Origin of the sequence: Acinetobacter lwoffii, assembly GCF_024129735.1 — a bacterium.
In the GTDB taxonomy this organism is placed as follows: Bacteria; Pseudomonadota; Gammaproteobacteria; order Pseudomonadales; family Moraxellaceae; genus Acinetobacter; species Acinetobacter lwoffii_H.
This window is the reverse complement of the sequence record NZ_JAMXXK010000042.1, coordinates 1-24726: the sequence shown is the minus strand read 5'-3', so window position 1 is coordinate 24726 and position 24726 is coordinate 1. Positions and strand designations below refer to the sequence as shown.

At 42.8% G+C, this 24726-nt stretch carries 24 protein-coding genes and 4 tRNA genes; 13 read left to right on the top strand and 15 right to left on the bottom strand.

Features of this window, described 5'->3' with window-relative positions:
* Positions 1–300: 300 nt before the first annotated feature.
* Together NI469_RS11905 and NI469_RS11900 are read left to right on the top strand one after the other, a co-directional pair.
* Entirely contained in the window at positions 301–2805 is a 2505-nt protein-coding gene (locus tag NI469_RS11905; RefSeq protein ID WP_253175281.1) for an acyl-CoA dehydrogenase, read from the top strand.
* A 196-nt stretch (positions 2806–3001) separates the two neighbouring features.
* Positions 3002–3388 (top strand): carboxymuconolactone decarboxylase family protein, encoded by a 387-nt coding sequence (locus NI469_RS11900; protein ID WP_253175280.1) that lies wholly within the window; start codon positions 3002–3004, stop codon positions 3386–3388.
* 202 nt (positions 3389–3590) lie between these two features.
* Here the strand turns inward: NI469_RS11900 and NI469_RS11895 are convergent, their stop codons facing one another.
* The 9 genes from NI469_RS11895 to NI469_RS11855 form a co-directional block, all read right to left on the bottom strand.
* On the bottom strand, positions 3591–4430 hold the full coding sequence (locus NI469_RS11895) for an NAD(P)-dependent oxidoreductase (RefSeq protein ID WP_253175287.1): 840 nt from the start codon (positions 4428–4430) through the stop codon (positions 3591–3593).
* A gap of 51 nt (positions 4431–4481) precedes the next feature.
* On the bottom strand, positions 4482–5837 hold the full coding sequence (gene rutG, locus NI469_RS11890) for a pyrimidine utilization transport protein G (protein ID WP_253173299.1): 1356 nt from the start codon (positions 5835–5837) through the stop codon (positions 4482–4484).
* A 33-nt stretch (positions 5838–5870) separates the two neighbouring features.
* On the bottom strand, positions 5871–6359 hold the full coding sequence (gene rutF / locus NI469_RS11885) for an NADH-dependent FMN reductase RutF (RefSeq protein ID WP_420909184.1): 489 nt from the start codon (positions 6357–6359) through the stop codon (positions 5871–5873).
* 172 nt (positions 6360–6531) lie between these two features.
* Positions 6532–6912: a pyrimidine utilization protein C gene (rutC, locus tag NI469_RS11880; protein ID WP_253175278.1), complete on the bottom strand. Its 381-nt coding sequence runs from the start codon at positions 6910–6912 to the stop codon at positions 6532–6534.
* Positions 6913–6945: 33 nt separating this feature from the next.
* A complete protein-coding gene (rutB, locus tag NI469_RS11875) occupies positions 6946–7707 on the bottom strand; it encodes a pyrimidine utilization protein B (protein ID WP_253175276.1) in 762 nt (253 codons plus the stop codon).
* Positions 7704–8810: a pyrimidine utilization protein A gene (gene rutA, locus NI469_RS11870; RefSeq protein WP_253175275.1), complete on the bottom strand. Its 1107-nt coding sequence runs from the start codon at positions 8808–8810 to the stop codon at positions 7704–7706. The genes rutB and rutA overlap by 4 nt, the downstream gene beginning before the upstream one ends.
* A gap of 336 nt (positions 8811–9146) precedes the next feature.
* The gene (gene rutD, locus NI469_RS11865) at positions 9147–9938 is read right to left on the bottom strand and encodes a pyrimidine utilization protein D (protein ID WP_253175266.1); all 792 of its coding nucleotides are present in this window, start codon (positions 9936–9938) and stop codon (positions 9147–9149) included.
* An 80-nt stretch (positions 9939–10018) separates the two neighbouring features.
* Positions 10019–10276 (bottom strand): hypothetical protein, encoded by a 258-nt coding sequence (locus NI469_RS11860; protein ID WP_180037828.1) that lies wholly within the window; start codon positions 10274–10276, stop codon positions 10019–10021.
* 137 nt (positions 10277–10413) lie between these two features.
* Entirely contained in the window at positions 10414–11595 is a 1182-nt protein-coding gene (locus NI469_RS11855) for a S1C family serine protease (protein ID WP_148334389.1), read from the bottom strand.
* 170 nt (positions 11596–11765) lie between these two features.
* Here NI469_RS11855 and NI469_RS11850 point away from each other — a divergent pair, with 170 nt between their 5' ends.
* The 8 genes from NI469_RS11850 to NI469_RS11815 all read left to right on the top strand — a co-directional run bounded on the left by NI469_RS11850 (position 11766) and on the right by NI469_RS11815 (position 15868).
* Positions 11766–12524 carry a Nif3-like dinuclear metal center hexameric protein gene (locus tag NI469_RS11850; RefSeq protein WP_253175257.1) on the top strand — a complete coding sequence of 253 codons (759 nt, stop codon included), beginning with the start codon at positions 11766–11768 and terminating at the stop codon, positions 12522–12524.
* Positions 12525–12677: 153 nt separating this feature from the next.
* Positions 12678–13304, top strand: a complete 627-nt coding sequence (locus NI469_RS11845; RefSeq protein WP_004646486.1) for a superoxide dismutase — start codon at positions 12678–12680, stop codon at positions 13302–13304.
* A 148-nt stretch (positions 13305–13452) separates the two neighbouring features.
* Positions 13453–13528 (top strand) — tRNA-Asn (locus tag NI469_RS11840).
* Positions 13529–13533: 5 nt separating this feature from the next.
* A tRNA-Asn gene (locus NI469_RS11835) sits at positions 13534–13609 on the top strand.
* 290 nt (positions 13610–13899) lie between these two features.
* Positions 13900–13975, top strand: a tRNA-Asn gene (locus NI469_RS11830).
* 6 nt (positions 13976–13981) lie between these two features.
* Positions 13982–14057: transfer RNA gene (locus tag NI469_RS11825), tRNA-Asn, on the top strand.
* Positions 14058–14118: 61 nt separating this feature from the next.
* The gene (locus NI469_RS11820) at positions 14119–14562 is read left to right on the top strand and encodes a DUF2726 domain-containing protein (protein ID WP_044112771.1); all 444 of its coding nucleotides are present in this window, start codon (positions 14119–14121) and stop codon (positions 14560–14562) included.
* A 316-nt stretch (positions 14563–14878) separates the two neighbouring features.
* Positions 14879–15868 carry a diaminopimelate dehydrogenase gene (locus NI469_RS11815; RefSeq protein WP_253175250.1) on the top strand — a complete coding sequence of 330 codons (990 nt, stop codon included), beginning with the start codon at positions 14879–14881 and terminating at the stop codon, positions 15866–15868.
* 186 nt (positions 15869–16054) lie between these two features.
* Here NI469_RS11815 and NI469_RS11810 read toward each other — a convergent pair whose 3' ends face one another.
* From NI469_RS11810 to glnA, 6 genes are all read right to left on the bottom strand, one after another.
* On the bottom strand, positions 16055–16318 hold the full coding sequence (locus NI469_RS11810; protein ID WP_253175248.1) for a hypothetical protein: 264 nt from the start codon (positions 16316–16318) through the stop codon (positions 16055–16057).
* A 149-nt stretch (positions 16319–16467) separates the two neighbouring features.
* Positions 16468–17925: an alpha/beta hydrolase gene (locus NI469_RS11805; RefSeq protein WP_253175247.1), complete on the bottom strand. Its 1458-nt coding sequence runs from the start codon at positions 17923–17925 to the stop codon at positions 16468–16470.
* A gap of 120 nt (positions 17926–18045) precedes the next feature.
* On the bottom strand, positions 18046–18927 hold the full coding sequence (gene ubiA / locus NI469_RS11800) for a 4-hydroxybenzoate octaprenyltransferase (protein ID WP_219309768.1): 882 nt from the start codon (positions 18925–18927) through the stop codon (positions 18046–18048).
* A 5-nt stretch (positions 18928–18932) separates the two neighbouring features.
* Positions 18933–19439, bottom strand: a complete 507-nt coding sequence (locus NI469_RS11795; protein WP_219309770.1) for a chorismate--pyruvate lyase family protein — start codon at positions 19437–19439, stop codon at positions 18933–18935.
* Between the two features lie 2 nt (positions 19440–19441).
* A complete protein-coding gene (locus NI469_RS11790; RefSeq protein WP_213687059.1) occupies positions 19442–19717 on the bottom strand; it encodes a hypothetical protein in 276 nt (91 codons plus the stop codon).
* 90 nt (positions 19718–19807) lie between these two features.
* Positions 19808–21223 carry a type I glutamate--ammonia ligase gene (gene glnA / locus NI469_RS11785; protein WP_004279641.1) on the bottom strand — a complete coding sequence of 472 codons (1416 nt, stop codon included), beginning with the start codon at positions 21221–21223 and terminating at the stop codon, positions 19808–19810.
* Between the two features lie 808 nt (positions 21224–22031).
* Between glnA and NI469_RS11780 the strand changes: the two genes are divergently transcribed.
* Genes NI469_RS11780 through trpC form a run of 3 tightly spaced genes read left to right on the top strand, consistent with a single transcriptional unit; the run spans position 22032 to position 24499 of the window.
* Positions 22032–22616: an anthranilate synthase component II gene (locus NI469_RS11780; RefSeq protein WP_004646400.1), complete on the top strand. Its 585-nt coding sequence runs from the start codon at positions 22032–22034 to the stop codon at positions 22614–22616.
* Positions 22617–22625: 9 nt separating this feature from the next.
* Positions 22626–23672, top strand: coding sequence for an anthranilate phosphoribosyltransferase (trpD, locus tag NI469_RS11775; protein WP_253175246.1), 1047 nt, complete (start codon positions 22626–22628; stop codon positions 23670–23672).
* 20 nt (positions 23673–23692) lie between these two features.
* Entirely contained in the window at positions 23693–24499 is an 807-nt protein-coding gene (gene trpC, locus NI469_RS11770) for an indole-3-glycerol phosphate synthase TrpC (protein WP_253175244.1), read from the top strand.
* Positions 24500–24726 lie beyond the last annotated feature (227 nt).

Genomic DNA, 24726 nt, shown 5'->3' with positions numbered 1-24726 from the left:
CTTCAATTTAAATCTTTACTGAGTGTTAAACCCCATTTTTTATTTTAGATAAGATTAAGTCATTACTTATCTTCACATTTCTTTGCGCGTTCTCACTTGAAGACTGAGCATTTTTCAAACAATCTCATAAATAGATGAAAGATTTAAAAATATCGTTGCCAGACTTGAAAACGATCATTCTCACACGTGCAATGCTGAACCTGTCCGATCCTCAAGCGACAAAAAAATGAATGAACTGTGACAAAAATTCTATGAGATCCCGGCACAGGCAGCCTTGTATAAATCTGGAGAACTATAACAATGCTATTTATATTTGCTGTACTACTGCTATTACTCAGTTTATGGGCCATTTTCTATTTTCAGCTCTCCCGTAGCGCTGGTGCAATTGCGCTGATGGTGATGTCAGTGGTGTGTGCTTTTATTAGTCCATGGTCACTTATTCTCGGTATTCCGCTGATCCTGATTAGCCTTGTGGTGATGATCGACCCTTTACGTATGTCGTTCATTTCCAAGCCGGCCTATAAAGCACTGGCCAATGCCATGCCGAGTATTAGCCCGACAGAACGTGAAGCACTGGACTCCGGAACAAGCTGGTGGGAAAAAGAACTGTTTATGGGTGCACCGAACTGGGAAACCTTTAACAGTTATCCCTATCCCAAATTATCGCTAGAAGAACAAGCTTTTCTGGACAATGAGGTTGAGACCTTGTGCAGCATGCTGGATGAATGGGAAATCCATGAGCAGAAAGCGCTGCCTGATCATGTCTGGCAATATATTAAGGAACATGGTTTCTTGGGCCTGATTATTCCCAAAGAATACGGCGGTCGTGCCTTTAGCTCCTTTGCCCAAAGTCGGGTGATGAGCAAGATTGCTTCGCGTTCTCTGACCACAGCTGTGAGTTGTATGGTGCCGAATTCGCTCGGACCGGGTGAGCTGTTGCTGCATTACGGTACCGAAGAACAGAAAAACCGTTATCTGCCGGGTCTGGCGCGTGGTGAAGAAATTCCCTGTTTCGGTTTGACCAGTCCAGAGGCCGGTTCGGATGCCGGTGCGATTCCTGATACGGGCGTGGTCTGCTATGGCCAGTTTGAAGGTCAGGAAGTCTTAGGCCTGAGAATGAATTTTTCCAAACGCTGGATTACGTTAGCTCCAATTGCGACAGTAGTAGGCCTGGCCTTTAAAATGTATGATCCGGATCATCTTTTGGGTGAACAGACTGAATATGGCATTACCTGTGCCCTGCTTCCTGCCAGTCATGAAGGCGTAATAGTGGGACCACGGCATAACCCGGGACCGCCATTCATGAATGGAACAGTGGAAGGTAAAGATGTGTTTATTCCTCTGGACTGGATTATTGGTGGCGTAAAAAATGCCGGTAAAGGATGGCGCATGCTGATGGAATGTTTGGCAGTCGGTCGTGGCATTTCCCTACCAGCGCTGTCTACTTCTACTTCAGAAATGACTTATTTAAATGTGGGTGCTTTCTCTCGTATTCGTCAGCAATTCAAGATTTCAGTTGGTAAGTTTGAGGGTGTTCAGGAAGCCAATAGTGAAATCGCCAGTGACACCTATATGCTGGAAGCCTTCCGTTATCTGGTCACCTGTGGTCTGAATCAGGGTGGCAAGCCTGCCGTAATGACGGCGATTGCCAAATACTATGCAACTGAAGGCATGCGTAAAGTGGTCAATCACGGCATGGATGTGGTCGGTGGTCGTGCCATTCAGATGGGGCCGCGTAACTTTGTGGCGCCTTATTATCAGGCGATTCCAGTCTCCATTACCGTCGAAGGCGCCAATATTCTCAGTCGCTCCCTGATGATTTTTGGACAGGGTTCAATGCGTTGCCATCCTTATCTTTATGAGGAATTACAGCTCTTGCAGGCAGAAGATCCGGCAGCCGCTCTAAATCCTTTTGATAACTTGCTGTTTAAGCATTTGGGTTACACCTTTAACCGGACTGCCCGCTCCTTTGCCTATGCCTTTACAGGTGGCTCAAGCGCTGCGCCGCAAAGTGCGGTTGACTTTACCCGTCCTTATTACAAAGTGATTAACCGGCTGAGTGCCAACTTTGCTTTAACTGCGGATATGTGTCTAGGTTTACTTGCAGGTGATATCAAGCGTAAGGAAATGCTTTCGGGTCGTCTGGCCGATATTCATGCACATCTGTTTATTGCTTCCTCGATTCTGAAATATTTTGAACATAGCAAAAAGACTGAAGATGAGCGTTTGCATGCACAGCTTGCGGTAGAAAAATCTCTGTATACGGCGCAAGAAGCATTTTTTGATCTGTTTGCTAACTTCCCGGTAGGTACAGCAGCAAGCATGGTCAAACTGTTATGTTTCCCATTTGGCCGTCCAGTACAGAAACCATCAGACCAGCTGAAACAGCAGGTTGCGAACAGTATGATGGAAGACAATGCATTCCGTCAGGTCTTAAAAAAGCATGTCTATTACAATACTCATGAAAATGATGTCACCGGCCGTATGGAATCCACTTTCACCATGTTGCTGGACATTGAACAACTTTGGGATCGCTTTAAAAAGGCAGAGAATAAAGATCAGTTCAAGGGTTTAAGCTTTGCAGAGCATGTGGCAGATGCACAACTACAAGGCTTTATTAATGATCAGGAAGCAGAAAAACTGCTGCACTATAATGCGCGCCGTTATGACAGCATGTTGACCGATGTATTCGATCTGCATTTGAATGAGGTATTAGAGCTTGAGAATCCGTATCTCATCAAGGAAGATGCTACAGGTACCGATACTTCAGTGCAAACTGATCCTTCACACTCAGTATCACCTTAAATCAAACTTTTGATCAAACTTTTGATCAAACTTTTGATCAAAGGTGTCATAAATTCCAGAGTGGAGCCATGTTTCAATACCTCACTTTGGAAGCTTCATAAGTGGCTTTTCAGCCACTTTTTTTTACGACTATTGCACGATAGTATTTTGGCTTAAAAGCGTTAAGCTAAAGCAATAATAAAATTGAGGATAAAGCATGTCACAACAAGATTATGAAAATGGCTTGAAAGTCCGTACTGAAGTAATGGGGGAAAGCTTTGTGCAGCGTGCTCAGGAAAATACCGTGCCTTTTAGCCAGCCATTACAGGACTGGATTAATGAACATGCCTGGGGTTCGACCTGGCAACGTGAAGGTATTTTACCGCGTAAATATCGTTCTTTAATTACCATTGCATTTCTAACCGCGCAAAAAAGTCCCACTGAACTAAAAGGTCATGTACGAGGTGCCCTAAATAACGGCGCAACGGTTGAGGAAATTCAGGAAGTGTTGTTGCATAGCCTGCCTTACTGCGGTGCACCGGCAACCCAGGAAGCCTTTCGTGCCGCGCTTGAAGTCATTCAGGAATATGAAACGAATCAGTAGAATTAAAAGATGAATATAGACTGTAAATTTCTGAAGCCTAGGAAGGTTTAACATTAGCTTAAGCTATTTAAATTAATAATCAATAAGAAAGCCGAGAGTTATTAAATTCTCGGCTTTTCATATTTTTGATAATAAAATCTGTCGTTATGGATTTAATTCAAAATAATGGTTTTTCTATGAATAGCAATTTATAAGAAAGACTCTAACCCCTTAATTCAATCTGTGTACGTTGTTCTAAGCCTTGCACCGCAGCGGAGAAATCCAACTGGCTGGCCTGTGGCTTGGCAATCTGCTGGAACTGTTGTTGCACCAATGACATCACTGATAAATCCAGTTGCTGCTGTTGCACTAGTTCCAAAGCAATACCAATATCTTTCTGCAATAAATCCAGCGCAAAGGTTTTATGAAACTCACGGCTTAAAACCCGCTGTGCCATGATATTTTCTGACATGCTGCTTTTACCACTGGAATGATTAATACAGTTCAACGCACTGCTTAAATCAACTCCCTGCCCTTTCAGTACAGTCAAACCTTCAGCCAGTGCCCATAAATGGGTCGCCATCAAAGTATTATTAACGGCTTTCACTGCAAAACCAGAACCGCTTTCTCCCACATATTCAATCAAGCCAGCAAAAGCAGCAATGATCGGTTTAGCTTGTTCAAAGGCAGCTTCATTTCCTCCCACCATCACGGTTAAAGTACCTTTTTCTGCCCCAACAGTCTGACCGGATACTGGAGCATCCAGATAATAACTTCCCTGTTGCTCCAATCGTTTTGCCAGTTTTTGTGCCGATTCCGGCACACCGCTGGTACAGTCAATCCAGATTGCACCGGGTTTAGGTGGATATGCGGTAATTAATGCTTCCACATCCTGACTGGTCGGCAAACAGGAAAAGATAAAGTCGGCTTGAACCGCCTGTTCAATACCCACTGCCTGAGTCCTGAAAGATTGAGCATGATCTAGCGCTTTCTGTTCAGTTCGGTTCCAGACCCAAACCGGGTGTTCGAGTTTTGGCAAATGGGAGGCCATATGCCAGCCCATTGCCCCGAGTCCTAAAAATGCAACTGTATGACTCAAAAAATACTCCTCATATTAAGCGACTGGCTTAACCTCAACTTCTGTTGCGGTCGATTCAGATTCAGGCATTTCTTTATCTTCACCACGATTTAGGAACAGGTTCAACAAAATCGCAGCTAAAGTCGCAGTACCGATACCACCCAAATCGAAACCACCAATCTGCAAGCTATAATTACCTGTCCCCATAATCAGACACACCGCACCAATAATCAGGGTACTGTTCTTGGTAAAATCAACATGGTTATCCACCCAGATTTTGGCACCCGCCACAGTAATCAACCCGAAGACCACAATCGATGCGCCACCCAATAAAGCTACTGGAATGGTACTGATCACCGCACCAAATTTAGGTGAAAGTCCCAGCAAAATAGCGAAGATCCCGGCAAAAATAAACACGGTGGTTGCATACACTTTGGTCACTGCCATCACGCCGATATTTTCAGCATAAGTGGTCATCCCGGTACCGCCGACAGAAGCAGAGAGTGAAGTACAGACACCATCTGCAAAGAAACCGCGTCCCATATACGGCGACAGATTTTTACCAGTCATTGCAGATACCGCTTTAAAGTGTCCCAGATTTTCCGCAACCAGAATAATGGCCACCGGTGCAATCATCAACATCGCATTCATTTCAAAGACTGGACTCTGGAAATTTGGCAGACCAAACCATGCCGCTTCACTGACTTTACTGAAATCAATCGCAGGCCCAAAGCCCATCACATTGGTGAAGAGGAAATAAATCAGGTAGGAAGATAATAAGCCCAATAACAGCAGTAAACGGCGCACCATCCCACGGGTAAACACGGCAATCACACTGATACAGATAATGGTGACCAATGCCATCCAGGAATCAAACTGGTTGGCTGAAACACTTTTGATCGCGACAGGTGCCAGATTCAAGCCGATAATCATCACGATGACGCCCGTGACTACCGGTGGCATCAGCTTTTCAATCCATGCAGTACCGGTTTTCATGACCAGCAACCCAATCAAGGCATAAACGATACCGCAGGCAATGGTTCCCCCGAGTGCCAGCCCGATATTTGCATTCGCCCCCGCTCCGGAGTAGCCTGTAACTGCCACCACGGCACCAATAAATGCAAAACTGGATCCCAGATAACTTGGCAATCGACCGCCCGTGATCAGGAAAAATAAAATGGTACCAATCCCGGTAATAAAAATCGTAAGATTGGGATCAAACCCCATTAAAAGCGGCGCCAGCACGGTTGCGCCAAACATGGCAAACACATGCTGTAACCCGAGAATAATACTTTTCCCAGCCGGCAGATATTCATCTGTTTGAACTGGGGTTGTATCGATATTGCCTTGGTAAGGCTTAAATTTTGGAAACCACGTTTCTTTTTCTTGCATGGGCTTCCCCTCCTTGATTAGGACTGAATTGATTTAGCACATTTTGTGTGGCTCACAGTAAGAACGGTTAAAGTACATCAGCGCATTGCCTTGACGCTGGCACATGGCTTTCACTTCACAGAACAGCACGTCATGACTGCCTACAGATAAACATTGGACTACCTCGCAGTCGAAACTGACTAAGGCATCCTCAAGTACAGGTGACTGGGTCACCAACGTTTTCCAGTTCCCCTGACTGAAACGCTCTGCCATCGGTGTTTTTCCACCGAACAGATTGGATAGATGCTGCTGATGTGAGGCTAAGGTATTCACACACAACACCTGATTATTCTTGAAAGTTTCATAAACCGAAGCTGAACGGTTCAGACAGACCAGCAAAGTCGGTGGCGTATCAGTCACACTACAGACCGCTGATGCCGTAAATCCTGCCTGTCCCGCCGTGCCGTGTGTGGTAATCACATTCACTGCAGCGCCCAGATTAGACATGCCCTGACGGAAAATCTGCTGATCGACCTGGGTCAATACTTCAGCTGCGGTTTCAGTCTTTAAAACCTTATTTGATGCATTATTCTCTGCAACTACGTCATCGATGATTTTAGACAGTTTGGCATTCATGCTGTTCCCCCCGCCCCAAGTCAGTTTTCAGTGACAGACTTAGGGCTGATATAGATGAGATTGAATCAGGTGGTTCGACTTATACATGGGCAATCGAGGCGATTTCGACCAGCGCATGAGGTTTGACCAAGCCCGTCTGTACGCAATAACGTGCCGGTTTATCTCCCGGGAAATACTCTGCATAAACTGCATTAATCGCAGCATAATCTGCCCAGTCTTTGACAAAGACATGGTTAAAGGTTACGTCATCCATACTGCCACCGGCTTCTTCAATCACACGCTTGATGGTTTCCAGAATATGACGGGTCTGTGCTGCTGCATCGCCGACATGCACCACGTTATTATTTTCATCAAAAGCCAGCGTGCCTGACACATAGACAATATTGTCGGCCTTAGTTGCCGGTACAAACGGCGCTAACGGTTTTGAAGTTCCTGCTGGAATAATGACTTCTTTAGGCATACTGTTTTTTCCTTAATCCTGATCTTTAATTCTTTAGGCACTTTCAGCCAATTTTGTTTCTTTTAGTGATTCACTTTCTTTTTGAAAGGTATCGACAAAATTTGCGGTATCGGATACCCAGCCAAAGAAGGTCTTGATGTTGTACAGGCTAGCTTCGTGGGCTTCGACTGGACCGGCTTGGTGGCAAGCATCCGCTAGCGCCACGCCGAAATATTCCAGAAAGAAACCATCACGTAGAGTCGACTCCACGCAGACATTGGTGGCAATTCCAACAAAAACTAGGTTACGGATGCCACGGACACGCAACATGCTGTCCAGTGCGGTATTAAAGAAACCGCTATAGCGAGGTTTTTCAATGACCAGGTCTTGTGGCAGTGGCTTTAACTCATCAATCAGCTCAAAATCCCAACCGCCTTTTGCTAACAATTGACCCTGTAATTCAGGACGTTTACGCATGGTTTTTAAGGCATTCGATTTATGGAAATTCGGAGAATCCGTACCACCCGCTTCCTTATATTCGGCATCCCAGCCATTTTTGAAATAAATCACCTGAATACCGGCTGCATGCGCTGCATCAACTGCCTTTTTAATATTTTCAACCACCGGCTTGGTCTTTGAGACATCAAAGCCCGCCAGATCGAGATAGCCACCCTGCGAGGTATAGGCATTTTGCATATCAATCACGATCAAAGCTGTCTGTTCTGGTGCAAGACAGATCGCTTCTGGTTCAGCTTTAAGGATTTTTCCTGTGCCGAGTTTTTCAGTAAAACCGGCTGTTACCACTGATTCACTCATGCGCTTTTCTCCAGAACAGGTTCTGCATCTTCAATGACAATATGCTCACGACATTTCATCAATGGCTGGATTTTTTGACCGAAATCTTCTACACCCTGAACGAAATCATCAAAAGTCAGTAGTACACCTTCTGTACCCTTGATTTCGCCAATTTCATCCAACATTCGTGCCACATTTTTATAAGAACCTACCAGAGTCCCCATATTGATATTTACAGGAGATACACTAGACGCCATTTGACGGATATTGGTATCTGTACCGGAAGTCGTGTCTTTCCCTCCCTGATTCATCAACCAGTTAATCGCTTCCATATCGGCACCATCGTTATAATGTTGCCATTTAGCCTGAGCTTCTTCATCGGTTTCTGCCGCAATCACCATAAACAGTACATAGGTCTGTACATCACGGCCCGTCACATCCGTTTTTGCTTTCAAACGGTCATTGATTTCGGCATAAGCCGTTGGCGTATTTAGTCCTTTACCAAATACGAAGTTGTAGTCAGCATATTGCGCAGAAAATTCCAGACCGGCATCCGACTGACCTGCACAGATGATTTTCATATCGGCTTGCGGGCGCGGGCTAACACGGCAGTCTTCCATCTGGAAATGCTCACCTTTAAAGTCGGATTTTCCGGTTGCCCAAAGTTCACGAAGAATCTGTACATACTCAGACAGATATTCATAGCGTTTGCCGAAATAGTCATTACCTGGCCACATGCCCATTTGGGTATATTCAGGTGGCTGCCAGCCGGTCACGACATTCAGACCAAAACGGCCATTTGAGATCGAATCAATTGTTGATGCCATACGCGCGACAATTGCGGGTGGCATCACCAGAGTTGCGGCAGTTGCGAAAATTTTAATTTTGCTGGTTACCGCTGCAAGACCTGCCATCAGGGTAAACGTTTCCAGGTTGTGTTCCCAGAATTCAGTCTTGCCACCAAAGCCACGCAGCTTGATCATAGAAAGTGCGAAATCGAAACCATAGTGCTCAGCGCGCTGTACGATTTGTTTGTTTAACTCAAAAGTCGGCATGTACTGCGGTGCATTTTCAGAGAGTAACCAGCCATTATTTCCGATTGGACAGAAGACACCTATTTTCATTTTCACACCTCATTATTTTTAACACTTATTCAAAATTCCGATTCCACTTCGGGATTTTTATTTACAAGATAAACATTGCAAAGCGTGTGCCAACTATATTTAATTTATAATTATCAATTACTTAATATTTTATTTTTTGAATTTTTAGTAAAATAACCATTTTTACCTATGAGTCAATTTTGAACATATTGTTTCATTCAAGTGCACTCGTAGCAATTTTTGCATTTGCAGTTCATGCATCAATTCGAAGTAAAAACCATGCTGATGCTACAAAAATGATTGATTAGAAAAAATAAAAAACCAGACACGAGGTCTGGCTTTAAAAAAATCTTCAAACTAAGGGGAAATCAGGAAGGAAAGGATCAGTTGATTCACCTGATCTGTCTCGGTCACGGTGGAAGCATGTGCACCTGTAGCGAGTAAACTGAGATGACTATGCGGCAGGCATTGCTGTAATTGCTGTGACCGTTGATAAGGCACCAGAAAATCATCCTGATTGGCAATTAGATGTATAGGAACATCTTTTAATGCTTGCTGATGCTCTGTGTTCAGTTTAAAAGCCTGCACGGCTTGTAAGCGTGCTAGAACATTTGAAATTGGAGGAAAATCTAAAAGCTGCTTGTTCTCTGCTTCGGTTAACTGATCAATATGGGTTGAAATCCACTGCGGCGGATAAAGAAATAAAGCCTGTGCTCTCACATATGCCTCTGCCCCGCTATTCACTAATAAGGAAGTTCGTGCCTGAAAACATTTTTGGGTATGTGAATCCAGTTCTCCCCAGGCATTCAACATAGTCAGGCTGAATAACTTAAACGCTTTATCAACCTGATAAGTCGCAAGCTGCATGCCGATATGCCCACCCAATGCATGACCAATAAAATGAAATTCACGGATATCCTGATTGATCAATAAATCCAGAATCTGTCGGGCCATATGATCTACGCAATAAGGTATTGACAACAGTTCAGAATCCGAATGGCAACCTTCCTGATCATAAGTCACCACATGAAAATATTGCTGCAAAGCCTCAATTTGTGGATTCCAGAAACTGGCATGTCCGCCTAATCCGGAGGAAAGTACTACATAAGGCGCATCAACCCATGCTGCATGATGAATAAATAAAGACATAAAATTCTCATAGTTTCGCTATGAGATGAGTGCAGCAAAATACATGCCTGAACAGGACTATTTTTGAACAATTGTTAAAATTATAGCCAGTACACATTAAAGCTGTAATAAAATTCCTGTACCTCAAAGCGCACGTTATAGCCTAGATCTGTTAACTCCGCAGACAAGTCACGAATATCTTCCAAAGGCAGATGTTTAGGAAAAACTGTCAGTACCGCTGTATTGCCTTGTCTGGCATTATCTTCAATTAGTTGTGCCAGACGGGGCTTGTACATTTCAATATCCAGGTTAGCAACATTGGATAAAATTTTGGCCTGATCTGCCGTCATAAAAGTCATTTTTATTTTCTCTTTTAATGTTATTTCATTAAGCTAAATGATTTATAAAGCGCTTAATATTTCACTTTTGTATCAGAACAAGCTGAAATAATTGCATAAAAAAATCCCTCATGATGAGGGATTTTTTTTGATCAAACTTACTGGCCTGGTAGAGGAATATATTGTGAAGCACTGTCTTGTGCCTTACGTTCAGTCACCACAACTTCTAGCATCATGGTTTTCCCTGCCCGCTCAATTTCAATCTGAATGGTACTGTTTGGCTTTTGCAAAGCCACAAAATTAATCAGATGTGAGGCGGAACTAATCTCTTCCTCATTTACTTTCATAATTTTATCACCACGCTGGATTCCCGCTTTGGCAGCAGGTCCATCTGGGAGCACTTCTGCGACAGTTACGCCTTTTTCTTTAGGTTGCAGAACATCATCACGCTCTGCAGGTAATAAGCTGATCCCTAACCAGCCACGAACCACACGGCCATCTTTCAAAATGGCATTCATCACCTGCTGACAGATTTTGGCCGGAATGGCAAAACCAATCCCCAGCGAACCACCAGACTGCGAGAAGATTGCAGTATTCACACCAATTAAATTACCGGCGACATCAATCAGCGCACCACCCGAGTTACCCGGGTTAATTGCAGCATCAGTCTGCACAAAGTCTTCATAGGTATTAATACCCAAGTCTGAACGGCCCGTTGCCGAGATAATCCCCTGCGTCACGGTTTGCCCAACACCAAAAGGATTACCAATGGCCAGAACCACATCACCGACTTCGTTGCCACTGAGTTTAAATGGCAAAACTGGCAATTGCGTCAGTTCAATCTTGATCACAGCCAGATCGGTATCCGGATCAGTTCCGACCACCTTGGCTTCAGCACGACGTCCATCCTGCAAAGCCACTACAATCTGATCGGCCTGTGCAATCACGTGGTTATTGGTCAGGATATAACCGTCTGGACGTACAATTACACCCGAACCTAAACTGTTTTCATTCGGGCTTTGTCCATACTGGTCAGGCAACTGATCGCCAAAGAATTCACGAAATACCGGATCGGTCAGTAAAGGATGCGCCTGTTGCTTGACTTTTTGGGTAGTAAAAATATTCACGACAGCGGGTGCTGCCACTTTTACAGCAGCACTATAGGAGACCACGCCTCCTGAGCGCGACGTATCAATCAACGGCTCTACTTTTTCAGCAGGCATTTTGACACCATCTGGCGCAACTGGTGCCTTTGGTTTTTGTAGTTGTTGCCACCCCAAAAAACCGATAATGACTAAAATCAGTAACACCCAGGGTAACCATGTAAAGGTGCGGCGCACGTTGCTATCCTCTAAAATATTTTAATTCGTTGATGACTAAGTAATTTGTGTCCTATTGTAATGCGAAATACATAACTAAACACAAAAAATTCCACAGAGATTTGTGCAGCTTTAGTTACAATTAGACCTATAGATAAATATGGGCAAGTTTTTAAACTTACAGGAATTTTATGGCGAATTTGAACGATATTATTCAATGGTGTGACCAAACTTTGGCAGCACGTGAATTTAAGGACTATGCACCGAATGGCTTGCAGATTGAAGGCAAATCCGAGGTGAATAAAATCCTCTGTGCTGTGACTGCTTCCCAGAGTGCCATTGAAGCTGCAATTGAGCAAGGCGCAGATTTATTGCTGGTTCATCATGGCTATTTCTGGAAAGGAGAAGCCTACCCAATTACGGGAATGCGTGGTAAACGCATTAAAACCCTGATTCAAAATGATATTTCACTGGTTGGCTATCACCTACCTTTAGACAGTCATCCAACTCTGGGAAATAATGCTGCCATTGCGGATTTATTAGAACTCGAAAATATCGAACAGCTGGATCCGAGTGAAAAACGTCCGATTGGCAATATTGGCTATTTAAAACAGCCAATGAGTCCGGAAGATTTTAAAAATTATGTTTCAGAAAAGCTGGGCTTTGATGCGATTCATCTTCCTGCTGAAAAAACTCAAATCCATAAAGTCGGTTTCTGTACCGGTGGTGCGCAGGATTATATTCAAAAAGCGGCACTACAAGATTGTGATGCCTATATTTCAGGTGAAGTGAGCGAACGCACCTTTTATGAAGCTCAGGAACTGAATGTCCATTATTATGCCTGTGGCCATCATGCGACTGAAAAATACGGTGTGCAACGCTTGGCCAAGGCTATTTCAGAACAGTTTAATATTGAGTATGATTATTTCGAATTAAACAATCCGATTTAATTCGACTGACGGTTATGATCAGTGGCTTTATTCATATATTTTCAGGCTTTATTCTGTATTGTTATTTATACACGATGCCCATTTCTGCCCGATTATCTATTACAATAAAGCCACTTATTGTTAAAACCCAGCAAAATGCAAGGAATTGAAAACATGACAACCATTACTTTACCAGCATTACCTTATGGCTACGAAGATCTTGCTCCACACATCAGCAAAGAAACTTTAGAATACCATCACGACAAACACCACAATACGTATGTGGTTAACCTGAATAACCTGATCGCTGGTACTGAGCTTGAAGGCAAAACTCTAGAAGAAATTATTACAGCAACTGCTGGTGATGCTTCTAAAGCGGGTGTTTTCAATAACGCGGCTCAAGTTTGGAACCACACGTTCTACTGGAACTGTATGGCTAAAAACGGTGGCGGTAAAGCAACTGGTACTTTGGCTGCAAAAATTGACGAAGCTTTCGGTTCTTATGAAAAATTTGCTGAAGAATTTGCTGCTGCTGCAACTACTCAGTTTGGTTCAGGTTGGGCTTGGTTAGTGGCTGACGAAGTAAACGGTCAGCTTTCTATCATGAAAACTTCAAATGCTGATACGCCAATGGCGCACGGTAAAATTGCAGTGTTGACGATTGACGTTTGGGAACACGCTTACTACATCGATTTCCGTAATGCTCGTCCTAAGTACATCTCTACTTTCCTAGAAAGCCTAGTAAACTGGGATTATGCAAATGCGAAATATGCAGGTCAGCCTGCAGGTGTTGAGAAATAATTTTTTATTTCTTTGCTAAAAAAATCACCCATTTCGGGTGATTTTTTTATTTTTAGGCTCTAAATGAATATTTATGAAGCAAACAATTCATTTCTTTACATTAATTGATTGACGACCTGGTTATTCATCCCTAAAATGCCGATCAGATTCTCCAATAGCTCAGTCGGTAGAGCGACGGACTGTTAATCCGCAGGTCCCTGGTTCGAGCCCAGGTTGGAGAGCCATCTATTCTTCCATAGCTCAGTCGGTAGAGCGACGGACTGTTAATCCGCAGGTCCCTGGTTCGAGCCCAGGTGGAAGAGCCAAGATTCTAAAAAACCCACTCATTGCGAAGTGGGTTTTTTTATACCTGTGTTTTTAAAATTGAGATCATATTGATTTATATGCACGATCAACCGCTCATTTCTTATGATCCAGATCACTTATCAAAATTCAGGATGATCGCGATTTTGTTATTAGAACCGGTTTACATAAACATAACAGTTTGAACTACAAACCTTTTCGACTATTTTTAAAACACTTGATTCAATTTCTGCAGCTTTTTTCTAAAAGTGCCTTGACCCCTTTTCAAATCTCTCTATAATCGCTGTCAGATTCTCCAATAGCTCAGTCGGTAGAGCGACGGACTGTTAATCCGCAGGTCCCTGGTTCGAGCCCAGGTTGGAGAGCCAATCTATTCTCCCATAGCTCAGTCGGTAGAGCGACGGACTGTTAATCCGCAGGTCCCTGGTTCGAGCCCAGGTGGGAGAGCCAAGATTCTGAAGAAACCCACTCATTGCGAAGTGGGTTTTTTTATTCTTCCCTTTTGTGATCTGTGTTTAATTTGAGTCAGTTTATATTTTTTGTGATTGGCTGCCTGGCAACATTTGCATTAGTTTGCCTGCTCTTCCCACATCTCTTCACCCGTCAAAAGAAATTCTATCCGAAGCGCGTCATTACTGCTTTTGAAAGCAGGATGTTTACACGTCTGAAAGATGCCTTTCCTCATCATCACATTCTGGCACAAGTCGCGTTTAGCGCTTTGATCACGCACGATCAGATGAAAATGCGCAATCAATTTAATCGCAAAGTCACAGACTTCGTGGTACTTGATCGTGAATATAATGTAGTGGCGATCGTTGAACTGGATGATCCCAGTCATATTGGCAAAGAACAGGAAGATGCTGAACGCGATGCCATGCTGATTGCAGCTGGCTATACCGTGATTCGATACACCCAGATTCCGACTATCAGACAACTGCAAAGGGATTTAAGATAAGTTAAGCGGCAATTTCGATATTTCTCGCTGCAGCTTGAATTGGATTAATCAAAGCCTCCTGCTCCGCTTTTAATTTCTCGGCAGCTTTTCATGCTTCAAAACTAACCTATCCTCGTCCAATTTAGCGTCTCATCACAAGCATTCTCAGTTAAACCTGCCTTTCTGCAGGATTAGGGTGATAAAGTTTAAGTTATCGCTCTATAATCCTTTCGAAAATAAAATATAAGTCAGATGACCTGATTGGCTTATTTCATTTCTAGCCATCATCACCTTGCTTATTTTTGGCGTTGTTTTTTTATTCAGTGATCGTTTATTTATGCAAAATTTTATTCGTATTGGTATCGCAGGTTACGGTAATCTTGGCCGCGGTGTTGAAACTGCCATCCAAAAAAATCCTGATATGCAGCTTGTCGGTATTTTTACTCGCCGCTCACCAAGCAGCATCTCTCCTTGCTTTGCAGAAACTCAAGTGTATAGCATGGATGCACTATTAAATGAGTTTAGCGACAAAATTGATGTACTGATTCTTTGTGGCGGCTCTAAAGATGACTTGCCACAACAGGCGCCTATCTTTGCAAGTAAATTCAATACTGTAGATAGCTTTGATACGCATGCACGTATTCCGGAATACTATGCTGCAGTCGATGCACCTGCCTTTGCTAACAAAAAAACAGCCATGATTTCTATTGGCTGGGATCCTGGCATGTTCTCGATTAACCGTTTATTTGGTGAAGCGTTATTACCAGATGGCGAAACTTATACTTTTTGGGGTAAAGGCTTAAGCCAAGGCCATTCGGATGCGATCCGCCGAGTAGCAGGGGTTAAAGCTGGTGTGCAATACACCATTCCATCCACTGATGCCATTGAACAAGTTCGCAGTGGCGTACGACCTGAGTTAAGCACCAAAGACAAACATCATCGTGACTGTTATGTGGTCTTGGAACAAGGGGCTGATGCGGCAACAGTTGAACAAACCATCATCAGCATGCCTGATTATTTTGCGGATTATAATACGACCGTGAATTTTATCAGTGAGGAAACTTTACTGAAAGATCATCAGGATATGCCACATGGCGGTTTTGTCATCCGTAGTGGTAATACCAGTGATGCACAAAAACAGGTGATTGAGTTTTCTTTAAAGCTGAATAGCAATCCTGAGTTTACCGCAAGTGTGTTAGTGGCTTATGCCCGTGCCTGCTACCGTCTGAATCAAACCCAGCAATATGGTGCCAAAACAGCATTAGATGTAGCACCTGCCCTACTTTCAATTAAATCTCCTGAGCAATTGCGTAAAGAATTGCTTTAAGATGATTTAAATATAGCCACCGATCGGATGATGGGTGGCTATATTTTTCTGTTGAAAAGCGCAAATTACTTCATCAAGAAATATCGAATATCTACAATCAAGTGAGATAGTTTTCGACAAACGATGCAACTATCTACTACACAGACATTTGCAGTATTAGACAAGTGCAAAGGGATTTTAGATAGATTAAGGTGCTGTTGCACTACTTTCAGACGCAGCTTGTATTGAATTTGCCTTAGCATCCTGCTCTGCTTTGAGCTTTTCCGCAGCTTCTCGTGCTTCAATACGTGCAATCATATCTGCCTGCTGCTGCTTGTATTTTTCCTGATTTTTAGCATCACTATTCACTGCAAGAAATGCCATACTAATTAAAAATACCGGAATACAAAGTGCAAGCGTACCGAAGATCAATAGCTTTTTTATACTGCGGGGCTGTGGCTGCTCGGACATAACAAACCTGCTTTAATTTCGTCATTTAATTACACTGCCCAATATAACAAAATAAAGTCATAGCTCAAGTCTTGTATTCACAGGCTTTTGTTAAGCCCAAAATTTACATAAAAAAAGGAGACTAGCTCCTTTTTTTGAATCAACATAAATTAATTGGTTGCTGCAGTGCCTGTACAATGCGGACTAGTACTTGCATCTTTCTGCGCACTAGTTAGTACGATGCCAGTTCCTGCAGGCATGTGTGCTTGAATAAAATCGACAGCTTTTTCATTTCTACACACTATCGCTTGCGTATGACTCGCATTTGGTACAACATCCAACTCATATTTACTTGAATAGTCGGCTTGTGGGAAATATTTGGTTGCCTGTAATTTCATATTAGCAACCAATGCTTGAGTAACAGGTGGCAATACAGCCTGATCATCTGCACCCTGAATAATATAAACTGGTGTTTTAATCACTTTAGCCGCAGTTGCGTTAGTTGCAGGCTGATTATCAAGCAAGAATTTCTGAACCACTGGATCTGTTTGGATTTTATTTAAATTAATTCCATACTGAGAAATCATATGATTTGAATCTTTTAAGAATTCAAGTATCCCAGCTTTAAACTGTTCTTGTAGACCATTCGCACTGTTCGGGTCTGAATAACTTAAACACGCCCCTTCATCACCAGTACGACCATAGGCTTGCTCTGCAATCACGCCCGCATCTGCAGTAAAGATATTTTTCAAATCATAATTGGGTTCATACGCCTTAATACCTGAACTGGTTAATGCCGCATAAGCTAAAAGCTCTGCATATCCATCTGCAATTTGACTGATAAGCATTTGCCCTTGCGCACCCGTTAGCTGTCCCATACTTACTGCATAACGCACTTGCATCAACTGCTCATCCAATCGATTCAGTCCTTGCGCGTTAGGCTGACCATTCGTATCAACATTTAAATTCGGATCAAGATAAATTTGAATAATTTGACCTAAACTTGAGGCTGGTGCACCTGCAACTGCTCCCTTATAACTGGTATCTGTATTGGCAAATTCTGCAGTGCCTAATGATGCATGTCCACCTTGTGATTGACCAATCGACATCCATTCACCATTCAGCTTTGTACCATAATGAGCTTTCGCTGCCTTAACAGCAAAAATTGCTGATTGTGCTGCACTAGATAAATTTAGATAAGGATGTACACCTTTTGTACCTAGCCCCTCGTAGTCAGGTGCAACAATGACATAACCTGCTGCTAATAAACTATTGGCTAATATTTTAAAACGAGGGTGAATAACATTCTTACTCGGCGCACACTCATCCCCAGCACCCACAGTCCCATGTTCCCAAACTACAATTCGATAGCCATCTTTAGGCTGCGGCGCATCAGGAAACAATACCAAAGCCGTTGCTTCTGCTGTTTTCCCCTGTACATTGGTCATGTTATAGGTCATCACCTTGATCGATGAGCTACTATCGACACTATCCAAAGCATAATTAGCTTCTGAGATAAATGTTGGTTTCTGAGTCAAAATAGATGAGTCATTATCATCATTACAAGCTGTTAACGACAGCATGGAAACAGAAACTGCCAATGCAACTGCTATTTTTGTAAATTTCATAAGATATCCTTTTTAATCATTATTTTTAAGCATGAAACTACATGCAAGCTCCATTAAGGCATAAAAAAAAGCACCCGAATAGGATGCTTTATGCCAACTTAACTTTTAAGATAAATATCTTTAAACGACCAAAGCCATAAAAATACCGCAAAAAATTAACAAGCCAACCCAGCGATTGTGACGAAATGCCCAAAAACACCATTGAGGATCTCGATCACGTGTTTTGTACCATTGGTAAATAAAATCAATAGCCACAACAATGAGTGCAGCCAGACCAAATGGAAGCAATAAATTTTCTAGCCACAATGCAGCACCTATCAATAAAATACTACTAGCCTGCAAAGCGCTAATGATCTGAATATCATGCCGACCAAATAAGATCGCGGTTGATTTCACCCCAATCTTTAAATCGTATTCACGATCTGCAATTGCATATTGGGTATCATAGGCTACGGTCCAGGCCAGATTACCAAAATATAGAAGCCAGCAGGTTAAATCCGGCGTTTGTCCAACTGCGGTATAAGCCATCGGAATCGACCAGGAAAATGCTGCACCCAAAAAGACTTGAGGTAAATGGGTATAGCGCTTCATAAAAGGATAAATAAACGCTAAAAATAAAGCCCCAAATGACCAGTAAAAAGTTTCGATTGGCAGAAAAAATAGTAGGCAGGCACTGGCAGACACCAAAACCAGAAATACCATCACAGCTTCTTTGGCACTGATAATCCCAGTCGCTAGCGGACGGTTTTTAGTACGCTCCACATGTGCATCGACTTTACGGTCAGCAAAATCATTAATAGCACAGCCTGCCGCCCGCATAAAAATCACACCCAAAATCATGGGAATTAAAATTTCAATACGTGGCATGCCCTGAGCTGCAATCCACAGCGCCCACATGGTAGGCCAAAAAACCAGTTCAGTCCCAATCGGTTTATCAAAACGACAAAGATAATAATAGGCGCTAAGACGCTCACGCCAGGTGATTGCTTGTGCGGTTGCCATAAAAATCAAGCCCGTGAATTTTGTATAAAGTGTTCAAATGCCGGTAAAAATGTTTCTTGTACGATAAATTTACAGCCGTGCCAAGTATAGCAGCTCTGACGGGTCCAGCCCTCATCTAAAAGTACCACCCGGCGCTGGCACAGTGGATTAGTGCGCTGAAACAGAAACCAGCCAATCGGTTTGGTGCCAATATGCTGAAAAATTCGGGCTTTTTTTTGCAGGCTTAAAATCGGAAAGATGCTTCTGGCTTTCACCCAAGGAGACTGTTCCGAGCCGTAGAGATAACTTTCACGCACCCAGGAAGTATGCTGATGTGACATCTGCATCCATTTGGCATTGGCAAAGCCTAAACGCTGAAAATGCTCTTGAATTGGCTCGACATGGAATTGTCCTTGCGCCAAATCGGTCAGTTGTTGCGTGAGTGAACCCGATGCATACAGCCACGGTTTTAACTCAACAGGCAGAGTTGACAGCAACACACGCTGATTTTGATTTCTAGAACGACTATTCATTGTTAACAGTTATCTGTTTTTGCAATGATTTCATATTTGCCTTGTGGGGTTTTAATTAAAATAAAACCTTCAGTACTCAAATAAAATGATTCTGGATAAGCATAATCCAGCGCCATTTCAGGATTTTTCAGCGCCACAAATTGAGCCTGCTTATAACCCTCGGGAGTCCGCCCCACTTCAAGATAAGTCACTTCAGAGAAGTTCAACTTAAAACCTTTGTCATGATCTTTTGGATCAATCCATGGATAAAAGCTGGTCTGCTTTTTACGTTGTGCCATTTAAGCCCATCAATCATTTAAAATTATAAATAGATGATACAAAAAAACCCGCGACATGCGCGGGTTTTCTTTGCTTTAATTCGTGATGAATTACAAGCTGTAGTACATATCAAATTCAACTGGGTGAGTAGTCGTGTTAAGACGACGAACTTCTTCAGTTTTAAGCTCGATGTAGGCATCAAGCATTTCTTTCGTGAACACGCCACCTTTTAACAGGTAATCATGATCCGCTTGAAGTGCTTCAAGCGCCATATCCAGGCTATGCGCCACTGTAGGGATTTTCGCTTCTTCTTCCGGTGGAAGATCGTACAAGTTCTTGTCAGCAGCTTCACCCGGGTGGATCTTGTTTTGGATACCGTCAAGACCTGCCATCAATAATGCCGCGAAACCTAGGTACGGGTTCATCATTGGATCTGGGAAACGTGCTTCAATACGCTTGCCTTTCGGGCTAGACACGTAAGGAATACGGATAGATGCAGAACGGTTACGCGCTGAGTAAGCAAGCATAATCGGTGCTTCGAAATGTGGAACCAAACGCTTGTACGAGTTTGTAGAAGGGTTAGTAATCGCATTTAAAGAACGAGCATGTTTAATTACACCACCGATGAAGTACAACGCCATTTCTGAAAGGCCTGCATATTCATCACCTGCAAACAGGTTTTTGCCGTCTTTAGAGATCGACATATGCACGTGCATACCAGAACCATTATCGCCAACCATTGGTTTAGGCATAAAGGTTGCTGTTTTTGCATATTGATGCGCAACGTTCCAAACCGCATATTTGAACTGTTGAACTTCGTCTGCTTTACGCACCATAGTGTTGAAGCTCACACCAATTTCTAACTGGCAAGAAGCAACTTCGTGGTGATGTACTTCTACACGACCTGGACCCATGATGTCTTCGATACGCGCACACATGTCTGCACGCATGTCATGTGAAGAATCTACAGGAGGAACTGGGAAGTAACCGCCTTTTACGCGTGGACGGTGACCAGAGTTACCGCCTTCGTAGTCTTTGTTAGTTGACCAAGCAGCTTCTTCAGCGATCAATGTATGGCGCGCGCCAGACATGTCGATTTCCCATTTTACTTCGTCAAATACGAAGAATTCTGGTTCTGGACCAAAGAATGCAGTGTCACCGATACCGGTAGATTTCAAATATTCTTCTGCACGGCGCGCAATCGAACGTGGGTCACGATCATAACCTTGACCAGTTGATGGCTCGATTACGTCACAAGTTACAACAACTGTTGGCTCTGCAAAGAACGGGTCGATAAAACCTGTTGCCGCATCCGGACGTAAAATCATGTCCGATGCTTCGATGCCTTTCCAACCTGCAATTGAAGAACCGTCAAACATTTTGCCGTCTTCAAATGTATCTTCATCAATACTGTCTGCTGGGTAAGTGACGTGTTGCTCTTTACCCTTGGTATCAGTAAAGCGAAAATCGACCCATTTTGCGCCACTTTCTTGTATGAGTTGAAGGACCTTGTTCGCCATGCTCATTTTGCTCCGATGTTTTTGTTGCACCCGTGAAGTGCGTGTTAGCAGTTGATAGTTATTAAGCAATTACCGTACCAACTTTTAAAAGTATAGATAAAATCTTGAAATCTTTATAAGAAATCATGAAGTGACAAAAATACTTTGCGGCTATTATACTAGCTGCAAAACTAAATGCACTATATTCAAGCATTCTTCATTTATTTTATTTCAGCTTTATTTTTTAGCGCACCTAAATAGTGCACACATCCATTAAGATGTATGAGAAACATAGCTTTTTATAGCGAATATGCTGCTTTTTCTTACTTTTGTTAAGTTTTTATTTGTTTTTAGCTAAAAATTGAGTGTTTTTTAGTGAATGTCAGTAAAGAAAATTTTGCGATTCATTTAGGAATGTATGCCTATTTTGAGGCATTTTCTTTAAATCTACTTTCAATAGAAAATTTTATATAAAGCTTAATCATTCAAGTGATGTTTTTTTCACCATACCTTTAATCTCTTTTTGCTCTCATTTTTTCATTTTTAAGTTTTACTCTAAAAAATACTCATTTAAAACTTTCTATGAGTAAGCCTATTACTTTAAATCATTATAAAAATTTTATTTAATTTTCTACAGGTTTTCAAAGCCAATAAATTGAACGAAATTGTTGCGCCGAATGCAGCTATTTTTTGCTATGATGAAGCGTGCTTTATTTTCACACAATGAAATCAATGATTTAGTTGTGTCAGGCAAGTGCTTGCAACACGTATAAATAAAGTACGATCTGGACAACATTAGCACAGTTAAGTGCATTAATTTCAATAGGTTAAGCTCATGCTTTTAATGATCGACAACTATGACTCCTTTACTTATAACATCGTCCAATATTTTGGCGAACTGAATCAAGAAGTAAAAGTAGTCCGTAATGATGCCGTGACATTGGAAGATATAGAGCGATGGCAACCTAAGTATTTAGTGATTGGCCCCGGCCCGTGCTCGCCAAGTGAGGCAGGAATTTCTATTCCTGCCATTCAGCATTTTGCTGGCAAAATTCCTTTACTGGGCGTTTGTCTTGGTCATCAAAGTATTGGGCAGGCATTTGGCGGTGATATCGTGCGTGCCAAACGTGTCATGCATGGCCGTCTGTCTGATATGTACCACAGTGATACCGGGATTTTCAGCAATCTTCCTTCTCCATTTCCTGCAACGCGCTATCATTCACTGGTGATTGATCAAGCCACCTTGCCCGAATGTCTGGAAGTGACCTGCTGGACCAATGAAGCTGACGGCTCTATGGAAGAAATTATGGGTGTGAAACATAAGACATTGCCGGTCGAAGGCGTGCAGTTCCATCCCGAATCGATTCTGAGCCAGCATGGTCATCAAATCTTTAAAAACTTTCTCGAAATTTATGCCTAAGAACACCTTATGAATATTCAACAAGCTTTAAGCAATATTACTAAAAACATTCACCTGACTCAGGATCAAATGCAAGACGTGATGCGTGCCATCATGTCAGGTGAAGCGACCGATGCCCAGATTGGTGCCCTGCTGATGGGCTTACGTCTTAAAGGCGAAAGCATTGATGAGATTACCGCAGCTGCACGTGTCATGCGTGAACTTGCCACTAAAATTGATGTCAGTGACATTCCTTATCTGGTCGATATCGTCGGCACAGGCGGTGACGGTCAAAACCTGTTTAACGTTTCTACTGCCTCTGCATTCGTGATCGCAGCAGCCGGTGCAACTATAGCCAAACATGGTAACCGCGGCGTTTCGACCAAATCAGGTTCGTCAGATTTGCTGGAACAGGCCGGGATTAATCTGGACCTGAATATGCAGCAGACTGAACGCTGTATCCGTGATGTCGGTGTCGGCTTCCTGTTTGCACCGAATCATCATCAAGCCATGAAATATGCAATCGGCCCACGTAAAGAATTGGGGATTCGCAGTATTTTCAACCTGCTCGGTCCTTTAACCAATCCGGCTGGCGTACAACGTCTGGTCATTGGCGTATTTTCCAATGAACTCTGCCGTCCAATTGCCGAAGTTATGAAACAGCTCGGTGCTGAACATGTGATGGTAGTACATTCACGTGATGGTCTGGATGAAATCAGTATAGCCTCTTCAACTCATGTTGCTGAACTGAAAAATGGCGAAGTCACCGAATGGGACATTATTCCTGAATCGGTCGATATTGAATCGCAAACTCTGACCGGACTGATTGTAGAAGATTCTGCGCAAAGTCTGGCTTTAATCAAAGATGCACTGGGCAAGAAAAAATCAGACATCGGCGATAAAGCCGCCAATATGATCGCGCTGAATGCCGGCGCAGGTATTTATGTCTCCGGTTTGACCAGCAGCTATAAGCAAGGTGTTGCGCTGGCACATGACATTATCTATGGCGGTCAGGCACTTGAGAAAATGAGTGTACTGTCTGAATTTACCAAAACCATTAAACATTACGAAGCTTAATTCGGTCAGGAATTTTGATTATGGTGGATATCGCAAATACAATTTTAGGCAAGATTGTTGACCGTAAAAAAGAAGAATTTGCCCTGCGTTTAAAGCAGAAAAGCTATAAAGATCTGGAAGAGCTGGCACAAGGCGCATCACCGGTACGTGGTTTTGCCCAGTCCTTAGTTTCGAAACGTCCCGGTGTGATTGCCGAGATTAAAAAAGCTTCACCATCTAAGGGGATTATTCGTGAGAATTTTAACCCTGCGGAAATTGCAGCACAGTATCAGGATGCAGGTGCAGCCTGTTTATCCGTGCTGACTGATGTGGACTTTTTTCAGGGTGCAGATGAAAACATTCAGATTGCCCGTACCCATTGTGAACTGCCTGCGCTACGTAAAGACTTTCTGATTGATCCTTATGGTGTGATTGAAGCGCGTGCCCTGCATGCGGACTGCATTCTTTTAATTGTGGCATCTTTATCCGATCAGCAACTGGAAGAAATGTCCAAGACTGCTTTCGAGCACAATCTGGATGTTTTGGTTGAAGTACATGATGAAGAAGAATTATCACGTGCTTTAAAACTTTCTGATCGTTGTCTGCTTGGCGTGAATAATCGTAATTTGAAAACCTTTGATGTGGATTTAAACACGTCTATTCGTTTGAAAAAATTACTAGACCCTTCACGCCTGCTGGTGACTGAAAGTGGTATTGCCACTCCTGCAGATGTTGCGATGATGCAGGAACAGGATATTCATGCCTTTCTGGTCGGTGAAAGCTTCATGAAGCAGCCACGCCCTGATCATGCTTTCCGTGATCTGTTTGGTGAGCCTGAAACAGTTTAAAGAAATACATACTTATCTATCAATTGAAAAGCTCAATCTCAGGATTGGGCTTTTTATTCTTCTATCAAAGCACAAGCATTATCTAGGCAGGAAAAAATCCTCAACTTTAGAGTTCTTTCATAAATCATTTTTTTAAACGCAGATTCAAATCCCAAGTGCAACACATTTGTAGTTAGTTGAAAAAGTTAGGTGTATTCATAGAATCATTAGACTTTTTCAACTCGCAA